This is a genomic window from Streptomyces sp. NC-S4 (genome assembly GCF_054353315.1).
The window spans coordinates 3,589,908-3,602,376 of sequence record NZ_CM135937.1; the positions used below are offsets into that span (position 1 = coordinate 3,589,908).

Below are 12,469 nucleotides of genomic sequence, written 5' to 3' on the forward strand. Positions count from 1 at the left end.
CCATTTCGTGACGTAATGCACTGCACGCCATTCCCAGGTCGGGACACTCTGATGTAGGAAGTCGGGGGATCGAATCACCTCAGGAGTTAGTCAGTGAGCGCCATGTCTCTTGCCCTGCTGCTGACCACGGCCGCTGCCACGGCCGTGGGCGCTGCTGCGCTGCACGCCGTCCATGGTCTGCGCAAGCAGGTCGCCGCCCTGCGCACTGAGCTTTCGGTGCCGGTCCACCCCCGCGGTGCGACCGTCCCGCACGCCCGCAGCGCCGTGGAGTCCCCCGCCGCGGAGATACGAGCCGCTGTGGCCGAGGCCCTCGCCGAGGAGCGCGAGCGCGAGCTCGCCGAGGCGCGGGCCTTCTGGGCCGCGCAGGAGGCCCGTGACGCCGCCGACGCCCCCTCGCTGCTGGGCGGCCTGCCCGGGCTCGGCGAGGACAGCCCGGTCTTCCTGCCCCGGCAGGCCGACCTGGTGGGGCTGGAGCCCGTGCTCGGCGAGGAGATCCTCGACGAGCTCCCCGGATATCCCGAGGATTCGGCCGAGCTGGCCGCCGCGCGCCGGCGCCACCCCTCGCACCCCGACTTCGTACCGGTCCAGGCCGCGCACCCCGGCGCCGACCACGAGCGCACCGTGAACCGCCTGGAGGAGCTCGCAGAGGCCCGTACGGCCCTCGCGGACGTCCGTCCGGGCCCGCTCGGCACGCTCGACGTGTACGTCTTCACCGACGGCACGACGCTGTGCATGACCCCGGGGCACCGGGAGACCGCGGAGCGCCTCGCCGAGGCCCTGCGCTCGGGCACCGCGCCGGTCCTGCTGGGCGGCTCGGGCATCTCCGGCGCCTACGCGCTGACCTTCTCCTGCGGTGACGCCGAGGACCCCGACAGCAACGTCTACATCCTCGCGGACCGCGTCATCGCATCGCTCTGATCTCCGCCTGCTCCACCAGCCGCACGGCCTCGTCCAGCACCTCGGACGGGGCCTTCGCGCCGTCCGGGGCCGAGGCCGGGGCCGCGCCGCGCAGTGCTTCGGCGAGGTCCAGCCCGGTCACCGCCACCTGGTCGCCGACGACGAAGAGGCCGACGTCCGGCACCTCCTTCGGCTCCTGACCGGGCGTCTCGATCCGCTGGGCCCGTACGGAGAGTTCGCGGGCCAGGTCCAGTGCCGCGGCGGCGGCGCCCTGCTGCAGGCGGCTCTGCGGTGCGGCCCGCAGCCGGTCGGCGAAACGGTCCACGACGGCGGTCAGGGGCGAAGTATCAAGCACCCGGCCGACCTTACGCGCCGCCCGGGCACCATTGCCAACGGGCGAACTCTCCGGCACGGTGGCGTGAAGAGAACAGCACGGCGATACCTCCGGAGGCGCCCATGTCCGTAGAGTTCTCCGAGCAGACACACCGCAACATGATCGACAGAATCCCCCAGACCACCGGTCGTGAAGTCTCCGACTGGCTCCGCACCGTGGACGACGGCCCCTCGCTCGTCCGGTTCGAGGAGAAGGTCAGCTGGCTCCGCGGCGCGCACGAGCTGTCGTACGGCCAGGCCAAGGCGATCATCCACGAGTACGACCTGCGCAGAGCCGCACGCCGGTTCGGCTGAGCCCCCCTCCCCCGATGTCCGACCGTTCCCGCACCCTGGATGCGGGAAGGCCCCGCGAGCGGTGTGCTCGCGGGGCCTTCCCCATGCCGTGCACGCGGGCCGGTGGCCGGCCCGCGGGTCCTGCTAGTCGTCGCCCGAGAGGATCGAGAAGATGCGCAGCATCTCGACGTAGATCCACACCAGGGTCATGGTGAGGGCGAAGGCCGCCAGCCAGGCCTCCTCGCGCGGGGCACCGTAGGCGATGCCGTCCTCGACCTGCTTGAAGTCGAGGGCGAGGAAGCAGGCGCCGAGGATGACACCGATGGCGCCGAACAGCAGGCCGAGGCCGCCGCTGCGGAAGCCGAGGCCGTCACCGCCGCCGAAGACCGCGAACAGCGAGTTCACGAGCATGAGCAGGATGAAGCCCAGCGTCGCCGCCATCACGAAGCCGTAGAAGCGGCGGGTGACGCGGATCCAGCGCATCTTGTACGCGAAGAGCACGGCGGCGAAGACGCACATCGTGCCCATCACGGCCTGCATGACCACGCCGGGGCCGAGGTACGTGCTGACGGCCGCGCTGATGACGCCGAGGAAGACACCCTCGAACGCCGCGTACGCCATGATCAGGGCCGGGACGGGCTTGCTCTTGAAGGACTGCACCATCGCCAGGACGAACGCGACGAGGGCCGCGCCGATGGCGATGCCGTACGACATGCCGAGGTTGTCGGGGTCGACCGGCAGCGCCACCCAGGCGAGGGTCGCCGTCACGATGAGCGTGCCGAGCGTCATGGCCGTACGGCTCACGACGTCGTCCATGGTCATCACGTTGGCGCGGGCCGGGGCCTGCGGCATGCCGGTGGCCGGGTCGGCGGCGTACGGGTTGGTCGCGTACGGGTTGGTCCCGGCCTGCTGCGGCTGCGCGTCAAAGCCCGCGTAGCCACCGTTGTCGCGGCTGAACCCCCGTCGCGAGAAGACCGGGTTACTGCTCCTCATCTCACTCCTCCATGGCCACCGAGCGCGGCCTTGCAACAAGAGTAATGCGCTCGCAAAAAAAGCACCCTACTGCTGGAGGAGGATCTTAGGAGAGGCCGCGACGGAGCGCAGTGAATAAAGGGACGGTATGACCGACGGCCGGACCGGCCCGGACCGGAGACCCCGGGTCCGGTCGCCGGGGGCACGCGCCCGGCCGCGGCCCGGTTCCCGTGCTTCACCCGGCCCGGCGGGCGACGGGCGTCCGCCCGGTTGACGTCGTCGGGAAGGACCTCGGCCGGTCCTGCGGGCCGGACACCGTGCCATTGATGGTGCCCGGAGCCGGACTTGAACCGGCACGGCCCGAAGGCCAGCGAGGTTTAAGCTCGCCGTGTCTGCATTCCACCATCCGGGCAAGGCGTGGCGGCCCCCGTGAAAAAGCCTTGAACGCTGAGCCGAGCCTATCCGGATCGCTCCCCCTGCCAACCTGCGAACTTTCCGATGTTGTCTGATTTTATTGGCGCTTGAGGGTTCGTCAGACCCGAGAACGCACGGTCGGCCCGCCCTGGACGTCGATCATCCCCTGTACGGGAATGACGGGATTTCGATGGCCCTCGCCACCCCCCGCGCCACCCTCCCCGCCACCCCGGTCGTCCCCCGCTGATCAGGGTCCTGTCATACCAGAGGAGGACACGGGCCCGCCCGCCGTCAGACTCCAGTGGGCCGAGGAACAGGCACGGCGGCTGATCCGGGGCGGGGGTGCCCGCGGTGAGGATGGAGACGTCCCCGCACAGCAGACCGAGGAGCCGTCCCGTGACCACCATGAACTACGCCCCGCACACCGCCCAGGCCGTGGCCGCCCGCGCCACCGGCCTCTCGAAGGTGTACGGCCAGGGCGAGACCCAGGTGGTCGCGCTCAACAAGGTCACCGTGGACTTCGCGCAGGGCCAGTTCACCGCGATCATGGGCCCCTCGGGCTCCGGCAAGTCCACGCTGATGCACTGCGTCGCCGGCCTCGACACCTTCTCCGAGGGTTCCGTCCGCATCGGCGACACCGAGCTGAGCAGCCTCAAGGACAAGCAGCTCACCCAGCTCCGCCGGGACAAGATCGGCTTCATCTTCCAGGCCTTCAACCTGCTGCCGACCCTGACGGCCCTGGAGAACATCACGCTCCCCATGGACATCGCCGGCCGCAAGCCCGACAAGCAGTGGCTGGACTCGGTGATCAGCATGGTCGGCCTCTCGGGCCGCCTCTCCCACCGCCCCACCCAGCTCTCCGGCGGCCAGCAGCAGCGCGTGGCCGTGGCCCGCGCCCTGGCCTCCCGCCCCGAGATCATCTTCGGTGACGAGCCCACCGGAAACCTCGACTCCCGCTCCGGCGCCGAGGTCCTCGGCTTCCTGCGCAACTCGGTGCGCGAGCTCGGCCAGACCGTGGTGATGGTCACCCACGACGCCGTCGCCGCCTCCTACGCGGACCGCGTCATCTTCCTCGCCGACGGCGAGATCGTCCACGAGATGCTCAACCCGACCGCCGACAGCGTGCTCGACCGGATGAAGGCCTTCGACGCCAAGGGCCGTACGAGCTGATCCGGGCCACCCCCGCAGCCCTCCTCCAGACTTCCAGCCCCAGGACTCGAATCCCATGTTCCGTACAGCCCTGCGCAACGTCCTCGCGCACAAGGCCCGGCTGCTGATGACGGTGCTCGCCGTCACCCTCGGCGTCGCCTTCGTCTCCGGCACCCTCGTCTTCACCGACACCCTCAAGAAGTCCCTCTCCGGCCAGTCCGCCAAGGACTACGCGGGCGTCGCCGTCTCCGTCACCTCGTACGGCCAGGGCCGCAACGACCAGGGCGAGAAGGAGGGCGAGCCCGGCCTGAGCCAGGCCACCCTCGACAAGGTCAAGGCGCTCCCGGGCGTCGCGACCGTCTCCGGACGCGTCACCGGTTTCGCCGGTGTCGGCGACGAGCACGGCAAGCTGATCGGCGCCGGCTGGTCCAACCAGGGTGCCAACTACACGCCCGTCAAGGACGGCAAGGACCCGCGCTACACCTTCGTCCAGGGCGCGGGCCCGGCCAAGGCCGACGAGGTCGCGCTCGACAAGGCGACCGCGGACACGGGCAAGTACCAGGTCGGGGACAAGGTCCGCGTCGCCACCAACGGCCCGGTCAAGGAGTACTCCCTCGCCGGTGTCTTCACCACCGAGGACGGCGGCGTCCAGGCCGGCGGCAGCCTGGTGCTCTTCGAGACCAAGGTCGCCCAGGAGCTCTTCCTCAAGCCCGGCTACTTCCAGGAGATGTCGGTCGCGGCCAAGGACGGCACCTCCGCCGACAAGCTCCTCGCCGACGTCAAGCCGCTGGTCGACAGCAAGCACACCGAGGCGCAGACGGGCGCCGCGCTCGCCGCGAAGCAGTCCAAGGACATCGAGAAGGGCCTCAGCCAGGTCAGCACCATGCTGCTCGTCTTCGCCGGCATCTCGCTCTTCGTCGGCATCTTCCTGATCTACAACACCTTCACCATGCTGGTCACCCAGCGCACCAAGGAGCTGGCCCTGCTGCGCGCCGTCGGCGCCAACCGCGGTCAGGTCATGCGCTCGGTGCTCGCCGAGGCCCTGGTCGTCGGCGTGCTGTCCGCCATCATCGGTCTGATCAGCGGTATCGGCCTGGCGATCGGCATCCGGTCCGTGATCGCTTCCTTCGGCGCCAAGCTCCCGGGCGGCGGCCTCGTGATCGCCCCGGGCACCATCGTCGCGGCGCTCGTCATCGGCGTCCTGGTCACGACGATCGCCGCGGTGCTGCCGGCCTGGCGCACCGGCCGGATCGCCCCGGTCGCCGCCATGGGCAGCGCCCACCTGCCGGCCACCGCGAAGTCCCTGCTCGTCCGCAACATCATCGGTTCGATCATCAGCGCCCTCGGCATCGGCCTGGTCCTGCTCGGCGTGTCCAACGGCGGCAACCCCGGCCGCATGACCATCGGCGCGGGCGCGTTCTTCATGCTCATCGGCATGATCGTGCTGCTGCCGCTGCTCTCCAAGCCGGTCATCGGGGCCATCCGCCCGCTGCTGCAGAAGGTGTTCGGCGTCGCCGGCAAGCTGGCCGCCCAGAACGCCGTCCGCAACCCGCGCCGCACCGCCGTCACCGCCGCCTCCCTGGCGATCGGCCTGACCCTGGTCACCACCCTGTCGGTGCTCGGCATCACCGTCGGCAAGGTCGTCGACCGGATGAGCACCGAGAAGCTCAAGGCCGACTACAAGGTCTCCATGGCCGACAACAGGGGCTACCTCGACAAGTCGGTGGCCGAGACCCTGGCCAAGACCCCCGGCATCAAGGCCGTCTCCCCGCAGACGGCCGGCTACTTCATGGTCAACGACGACTTCCGGGCCGCCTCCGGCGTCAACCCGGCCGCCATCGGCCAGCTGCTGAACATCGAGACCGTCAGCGGCTCGGTGGACTCCCTCGGCAAGGGCGAGGTCCTGGTCGCCGAGAAGACCGCCAAGAAGGCGAACCTCGGCCCCGGCTCCACCATCAAGGTGAAGTACGAGGACGGCCAGGACGGCACCCTCAAGGTCGGCGCGGTCTACAAGGACATGGAGGGCCTGCTCTCCCCGTACGTCCTCGACGACAAGATCCTCTCCCAGCACAGCGAGGAGAGCGCCGTCGCCGAGGTGTACGTCAACGTCGAGGGCGGGGCGGGCAAGGCCGGCCAGCAGAAGGTCGTCGACGCCCTGGGCAAGAACCCGGCCATCAACGTCGCCACCCGGCAGGACATGCGCAACGAGATGGGCGGCCAGATCAACCTGATGCTGAACATCATGTACGGCCTGCTCGGCATGGCGCTGATCATCTCGGTGCTCGGTGTGGTCAACACCCTGGCGATGTCCGTCTTCGAGCGGACCCAGGAGATCGGCATGCTGCGGGCGATCGGCCTCGACCGTGGCCGGGTCAAGAACATGATCCGCCTGGAGGCCGTGGCGATCTCGCTCTTCGGGGCCGTCCTGGGCGTCGCCATCGGTGTCTTCCTCGCCTGGGCGGTCGGCAGCACGATCGCGAAGTCCATGCCGAACTACGAACTGATCCTCCCGTGGGACCGGATCGGCATCTTCCTCCTGCTGGCCGCCGTGGTCGGTGTCCTGGCCGCCATGTGGCCGGCCCGCAGCGCCGCCCGCCTGAACATGCTCACCGCCATCAAGACGGAGTAGCAGCGGCAGGGACAGCGGAAGGGCCCCGGGGCATGTCGCCCCGGGGCCCTTCCCGTTTCCGTTCCCCGTTCCCGTTCCCCGTTCCCGTTTCCGTGCCTCTTGCCCGGCGCCCTGCTAGACCGTTTCTGCGTCCCATGTGCGCAGCCGCAGCGGCAGCCGGGAGTCCCCGGCGACCGTGGGACGCACCGCCAGCACCTGGTTGACGCCCAGTCGGCCCCGCTCGAAGCCGAGCGCGCAGGCCGCCATGTAGAGCTGCCAGACCCGGGCCCGCCCCGGCGAGGTCAGCCGGACCGCCTCCGCCCAGTGCTCCTCCAGCCGGGCCACCCAGGCCCGCAGGGTCAGCCCGTAGTGCTCGCGCAGTGCCTCCACGTCGCGGACCTCGAAGCCGGCCCGCTCGAGTTCCCCGACGGTGGTGCCGAGCGGGGAGAGCTCGCCGTCGGGGAAGACGTAGGCGTCGATGAACTCGTCGATCCGGTACGCCTCCTCGTCCGGCTCCGGCGGACGGGCGATCTGGTGGTTCAGCAGCCGCCCGCCGGGACGCAGCAGGGCGTACAGGGTCCGGGCGTAGTCGCGGTAGCGGTCGGCCCCGACGTGTTCGGCCATCCCGATGGAGGAAATGGCCTCGTACGGTCCGTCCTTGACGTCCCGGTAGTCCTGGATCCGGATGTCCACCTGCTCGGTCAGTCCCTCGTCCGCGACCCGTTTACGGGCGTACACGGCCTGCTCGCGGGAGAGCGTGACGCCGGTGACCCGGACGCCGTACTCCCGGGCGGCGTGCAGCGCCATGGAGCCCCAGCCGCAGCCGACGTCGAGCAGCCGGTCCCCGGGCCGCAGGGCGAGCTTGCGGCAGACCAGGTCGAGCTTGTCGTGCTGGGCCCGGTCCAGGTTGGAACCGGGGCTCCAGTAGGCGCAGGAGTACACCATGGACGGGCCCAGGACCCGTTCGTAGAAGTCGTTGCCGACGTCGTAGTGGTGACTGACGGCCCGGCGGTCGCGGCCCTTGCTGTGGCGGGTTCCGCCCCGCCTGGAGGCCGCCTCCTCGGCAGGGGGCGCGGGCGGCGGCAGCGGTCCGGCGAGGGCGATCAGCTCGCGCGCGGCGGCCCGGTGGGCGGCGTCGCGCCACCTCGCCCCCGGCAGGTCGCGCAGCGCGGGGAGCCCGGCACGGCGCGCGATGTTCCCGAGGGCCGCGAGCGGTCCGGGAGCGGCCGGGGCCGCGGAGAGCGCGGGGCCGACAGGCGACAGGTCCGGCTCGCGTTCCCACAGCAGGCCCGCCACCCGGTCCAGCAGATCGAACAGGTTGCCCTCGACCGTCAGTTCGCCCGCCACCCAGGCCCTGGCCAGCCCCAGCTCGCCGGGCCTCCACAGCATCCGGCGCACGGCGCGGCGGTCGTGGATGACGAGCACGGGCCCGTCGGGCGGGCCGGCCTCGCTGCCGTCCCAGGCCCGCACGCGTACCGGCAGCGGGGCACCCAGCAGGGTCTCGGCAACAACGGCGAGCCGCGGCGCGGCGTCGGTCATGGCGCACCTCCACAAAAGCTCCGACCCCTCCGTCTACCCATCCCGGGCCCCGGGTACGCCGAAGGGGCCGCCCGCACCACGGATGGCGGGCGGCCCCTTCGGGGTCGTACAGGTCGTACGGGGTGGAGCGGGTGGGGCAGGTGCGGCTCAGCGCCTGCCGGTCACACCGGTCGCTCCGGTCAGGCCTTGGCCTTCGCGGCCGGAGCAGCGGCGGCGGCCGGGGCCGGCGCCGGCTTGGCGGCCTCGTAGAACTCCTCGCGGGGGGTCTCCAGCGCACCGAGGGAGACGACCTCGCGCTTGAGGAACATCGCGAGGGTCCAGTCGGCGAAGACGCGGATCTTGCGGTTCCAGGTCGGCATGGCCATGCCGTGGTAGCCACGGTGCATGTACCAGGCCAGCCGGCCCTTGAGCTTGATCTTCGTCTTGCCCATGACGATCATCGCGACGCCCTTGTGGAGGCCGAGACCCGCCACCGCACCCTTGTTGGAGTGCGAGTACTCGGCCTGCGGGAAGCCCCGCATGCCCGAGATGACGTTGTCGCCGAGGACCTTGGCCTGACGCAGCGCGTGCTGGGCGTTCGGCGGGCACCAGGCGTTCTCGACACCGGCCTTGCGGGCGGCGACGTCCGGGACCTGGGCGTTGTCGCCCGCGGCCCAGATGTAGTCGGTGCCCTGGACCTGGAGGGTCGGGGCGGTGTCGACGTGGCCGCGGGGGCCCAGCGGCAGGCCGTAGCGGGCCAGGGCCGGGTTCGGCTTGACGCCGGCGGTCCACACGATGGTGTTGGAGTCGACCTCGAGGCCGTTCTTCAGCACCACGTGGCCGTCCACGCAGGAGTCCATGGAGGTGCTGAGGTAGATCTCGATGCCGCGGGACTCGAGGTGCTCCTTGCCCCAGGTGCCGAGCTTGGGCCCGACCTCGGGAAGGATCTTGTCGGCCGCGTCGACCAGGATGAAGCGCATGTCCTCGCGCTTGATCGTGGAGTAGTACTTCGCGGCGTCCCGGGCCATGTCCTCGACCTCACCGATGGTCTCCGCACCGGCGAAGCCGCCGCCGACGAAGACGAAGGTGAGGGCCTTGCGGCGGACGTTCTCGTCCGTCGTGGACTCGGCCTTGTCGAGCTGCTCGAGGACGTGGTTGCGCAGGCCGATGCCCTCTTCGACGCCCTTCATGCCGATGCCCTGTTCGGCGAGGCCGGGGATCGGGAAGGTGCGGGAGACGGCGCCGAGCGCGATCACCAGGTAGTCGAAGGGCAGCTCGTACGCCTCGCCGACGAGCGGCGTGACGACGGCGACCTTGCGGTCCTGGTCGATGCTGGTGACCCGGCCGGTGAGAACCTCTGCCTTGGGCAGCACGCGTCGCAGCGGGACGACGACGTGCCGAGGCGAGATGCTGCCTGCGGCCACTTCAGGGAGGAAGGGCTGGTAGGTCATGTACGAGCGCGGGTCGACGACCGTGACGGTCGCCTCGCCGTAGCGCATCTTCTTCATGATGCGCTTGGCTGCGTACAGGCCTACGTACCCACCTCCTACAACGAGGATCCTGGGACGCTCCGTGGTGCTCATGGAACGAGTATCCAGCACCCAATGGGGTGTCGCTCGTGAGCCCCTTCACAAGGACTGAGAGACCCTCTGCTACACTCCGCCGCCCACGTGACGGAGGTCATGGTGCGCGACGGGAACCCAAGGGCGTCCGGAGTCGTTGTTCACCCGTCCTGAACTGGCCTCCAAGGCCGAAAGCGGACTGGACCACAGGGGTTCGTCCATACCTCTGACGCGGATCCCGTCGCCTCCGCCGATCGCACGAACGCACGCGAAAAAGGGCCTGAGGGCCTCCGGAAGCCCCCAAAGGGCCCTTCCGTCGAGCCAACAGACCCTTTTTCCTTGTGAAGAACTTCACGAAGTTGGTGTGGATCACGGGCCCAAGAGCCCCTCACAACCTGCTTCGAAGGTCGTTCAGGCGATGGACCAAGCGATTCCATCCAGCATTCCCCCTGAACCTGCACTCGCGTGGCCACCCGACGCGTGTACACGCCCTGGCGTACACTGATGGCATGAGTGAGAACGCCGTGACCGTGCGTGAAGCCCGGGCCCACCTCGCCGACCACATCAACCGTGCCGAACAGGGCTCCCCGACCGTCATCACGCGCAACGGTGCCCCGGTCGCCGCCCTTGTTCCCATCGCCGACTTCAACGCCCTGGAAGAAGCGGCCGACGAACTCCTCGCCCGCGAGGCCGAGGCCGTTCTGGCCGAGGGCGGCCCGACGGTGACGATGGCCGAGCTGCTCGCCGACCTGTTCGCCGAACGAGGTGAAGGCGCGGCGTGAAGTACGCGTTCCGTTTCACCGCGGCGGCGCAGCGGCAGCTGCGGGCGATCGACCGGCCGGCGGCCATGCGCATTCTCGCCGCGCTGACCGCGCTCGGGGACGACCCCTACCGCGAGGACGCAGACGTCAAGAAGCTGACCGGGCCGTCGGGGCTGTACCGGCTCCGCGTCGGCAGCTACCGGATCGCCTACCAGGTGCTGGACGGCGAGCTCGTCGTCCTCGTCGTCAAGGTCGGCGACCGCCGCGACGTCTACCGCAACATCTGAACCCGGCCACGGCGCTCCGGCCGATTCGCCGGAACGCCGCAGCCCGCTCTGCCCGCAGGTCAGGGCCTGTGCTTCGCCGTCTCCACCGCTTCCGCCGTCGCGAAAGCGATTCCATCGAGGATGTCGTGCTCCGACACGACAACCTCGGAAGCGCCGATGCGCTCCATGATCGCCAGCAGTACGAGCGCGCCGGCGCCGATCACGTCCACCCGGCCCGGATGCATCACGGGGATCGCCGCGCGCTCGGCGTGCGTCGTCGTGAGCATCCGCTCGCTGATCTCCCGCACCTGCTCGCAGGAGATCCGGGAGTGGTGGATCGCGGACGAGGTGTACTCCGGCAGCTCCAGCGCGATCCCGGCGACCGTGGTCACCGAGCCGGCCAGGCCCACCAGCGTGCGCGCCTCGGCCAGCGGGACGGTCTCGGCGGCCAGGTCCAGCGCCGCCTCGATGTCGGCGCGGATCGCGGCGACCTGCTCCGCGGTCGGCGGGTCGGTGACGACCCCGTCCACCACCAGGTGCCGCTCGGTCATCCGGACGCAGCCGATGTCCACGGACCGCGCGGCCCGTACGTGCTCCTCGCCGACCACGAACTCGGTCGAGCCGCCGCCGATGTCCACCACCAGGAACGGCCGCTCCAGGTGGTCGTGGGCCGTCAGCTCCTTGGTGGCGCCGGTGAAGGAGAACTCCGCCTCCTGGTCACCGGAGATCACCTCGGGCTCGACCCCCAGGATGTCCAGGACGCCCCGGACGAAGTCCGCCCGGTTCTCGGCGTCCCGGGAGGCGGAGGTCGCCACGAAGCGCACCCGCTCCGCGCCGAACTCCTTGATCACTCCCGCGTACTCGCGGCAGGCGGCGAAGGTGCGCTCCAGCGCCTCCGGGGCCAGGCGCCCGGTCTTGTCCACGCCCTGGCCGAGCCGGACGATCGTCATCCGGCGGTCCAGCTCGACCAGCTCGCCGGTGGCCGGGTCGCAGTCGGCCACCAGCAGCCGGATGGAGTTCGTACCGCAGTCGACGGCGGCGACCCGGGTCACGCCCGCGACTCCTCGTCGTCCGCCTTCTTCTCCCCGCACGGGACGACGCAGGCACCCTTGGCCCACCACTCCGGCAGCATCGCCAGGGCCTCGTCACCGAACGGGTTCACCCCCGGGCCGGCGGCCAGGGAGTGGCCGACCAGCACGTGCAGGCACTTCACCCGGTCCGGCATGCCGCCGGCGCTCGGGAAGCCCTGGAGCACCTCGATGGCGTCGCGCCGCTGGATGTAGTCCTCGTGGGCGGCCTGGTAGGCGGCGGCCAGTTCCTTGTCCTCGGCGAGCCGGGCCTGCATCTCCTTCATCACGCCGTTGGCCTCCAGCGTGCCGATCGCGGAGGCCGCGCGCGGGCACGTCAGGTAGTACAGCGTCGGGAAGGGGGTGCCGTCGGGGAGCCGCGGGGCGGTCTCCACCACGTCCGGCTGCCCGCACGGGCAGCGGTGCGCGATGGCGCGCAGCCCGCGCGGCGGGCGGCCGAGCTGCTGCTCGAACGCCTCGATGTCCGCGTCGGTCGGCTCGGTCCGGTCGGTCTGGGGCGGGGGCGTCTGCATGCCTGGAGGAAGTCTCTTCGTTCTCGTGGATGGGTGCTGCGGTACGGCGGTACGGA

The 12,469-nt window shown here is 70.5% G+C and carries 12 protein-coding genes and 1 tRNA gene; 6 read left to right on the plus strand and 7 right to left on the minus strand.

Features of this window, described 5'->3' with window-relative positions; all coding sequences use genetic code 11:
• Nucleotides 1-102 precede the first annotated feature (102 nt).
• Nucleotides 103-918, plus strand: a complete 816-nt coding sequence (locus tag ACXNSR_RS15730) for a hypothetical protein (protein WP_458643313.1) — start codon at nt 103-105, stop codon at nt 916-918.
• On the opposite strand, the gene ACXNSR_RS15735 is transcribed toward ACXNSR_RS15730, so the two are convergent.
• Nucleotides 902-1,252 (minus strand): hypothetical protein, encoded by a 351-nt coding sequence (locus ACXNSR_RS15735; RefSeq protein ID WP_458642639.1) that lies wholly within the window; start codon nt 1,250-1,252, stop codon nt 902-904. The two genes, ACXNSR_RS15730 and ACXNSR_RS15735, sit on opposite strands and share 17 nt — an antisense overlap.
• Before the next feature lie 101 nt (nt 1,253-1,353).
• On the opposite strand from ACXNSR_RS15735, the gene ACXNSR_RS15740 reads away from it, so the two are divergent.
• Nucleotides 1,354-1,584 (plus strand): DUF4287 domain-containing protein, encoded by a 231-nt coding sequence (locus ACXNSR_RS15740; protein WP_030010339.1) that lies wholly within the window; start codon nt 1,354-1,356, stop codon nt 1,582-1,584.
• A 123-nt stretch (nt 1,585-1,707) separates the two neighbouring features.
• Here ACXNSR_RS15740 and ACXNSR_RS15745 read toward each other — a convergent pair whose 3' ends face one another.
• Complete coding sequence (locus ACXNSR_RS15745) at nt 1,708-2,556, minus strand: Bax inhibitor-1/YccA family protein (protein WP_458642640.1); 849 nt, start codon at nt 2,554-2,556, stop codon at nt 1,708-1,710.
• Nucleotides 2,557-2,862: 306 nt separating this feature from the next.
• Nucleotides 2,863-2,947, minus strand: a tRNA-Leu gene (locus tag ACXNSR_RS15750).
• A 407-nt stretch (nt 2,948-3,354) separates the two neighbouring features.
• Here ACXNSR_RS15750 and ACXNSR_RS15755 point away from each other — a divergent pair.
• Entirely contained in the window at nt 3,355-4,119 is a 765-nt protein-coding gene (locus ACXNSR_RS15755; protein ID WP_458643314.1) for an ABC transporter ATP-binding protein, read from the plus strand.
• Between the two features lie 55 nt (nt 4,120-4,174).
• Nucleotides 4,175-6,727 (plus strand): ABC transporter permease, encoded by a 2,553-nt coding sequence (locus tag ACXNSR_RS15760; RefSeq protein ID WP_458642641.1) that lies wholly within the window; start codon nt 4,175-4,177, stop codon nt 6,725-6,727.
• A 114-nt stretch (nt 6,728-6,841) separates the two neighbouring features.
• Here the strand turns inward: ACXNSR_RS15760 and ACXNSR_RS15765 are convergent, their stop codons facing one another.
• Nucleotides 6,842-8,245 (minus strand): class I SAM-dependent methyltransferase, encoded by a 1,404-nt coding sequence (locus ACXNSR_RS15765; RefSeq protein ID WP_458642642.1) that lies wholly within the window; start codon nt 8,243-8,245, stop codon nt 6,842-6,844.
• 179 nt (nt 8,246-8,424) lie between these two features.
• Entirely contained in the window at nt 8,425-9,807 is a 1,383-nt protein-coding gene (locus tag ACXNSR_RS15770; protein WP_030724662.1) for an NAD(P)/FAD-dependent oxidoreductase, read from the minus strand.
• A 488-nt stretch (nt 9,808-10,295) separates the two neighbouring features.
• Between ACXNSR_RS15770 and ACXNSR_RS15775 the strand changes: the two genes are divergently transcribed.
• Together ACXNSR_RS15775 and ACXNSR_RS15780 are read left to right on the plus strand one after the other, a co-directional pair.
• Nucleotides 10,296-10,568, plus strand: coding sequence for a type II toxin-antitoxin system Phd/YefM family antitoxin (locus ACXNSR_RS15775; protein WP_458642643.1), 273 nt, complete (start codon nt 10,296-10,298; stop codon nt 10,566-10,568).
• Nucleotides 10,565-10,834 (plus strand): type II toxin-antitoxin system RelE family toxin, encoded by a 270-nt coding sequence (locus tag ACXNSR_RS15780; RefSeq protein WP_458642644.1) that lies wholly within the window; start codon nt 10,565-10,567, stop codon nt 10,832-10,834. Before ACXNSR_RS15775 ends, ACXNSR_RS15780 begins: the two co-directional genes overlap by 4 nt.
• A 59-nt stretch (nt 10,835-10,893) precedes the next feature.
• Here ACXNSR_RS15780 and ACXNSR_RS15785 read toward each other — a convergent pair whose 3' ends face one another.
• Nucleotides 10,894-11,865 carry a Ppx/GppA phosphatase family protein gene (locus ACXNSR_RS15785; protein WP_458642645.1) on the minus strand — a complete coding sequence of 324 codons (972 nt, stop codon included), beginning with the start codon at nt 11,863-11,865 and terminating at the stop codon, nt 10,894-10,896.
• Nucleotides 11,862-12,413, minus strand: coding sequence for a DUF501 domain-containing protein (locus ACXNSR_RS15790; protein WP_458642646.1), 552 nt, complete (start codon nt 12,411-12,413; stop codon nt 11,862-11,864). Before ACXNSR_RS15790 ends, ACXNSR_RS15785 begins: the two co-directional genes overlap by 4 nt.
• Between the last annotated feature and the right edge of the window lie 56 nt (nt 12,414-12,469).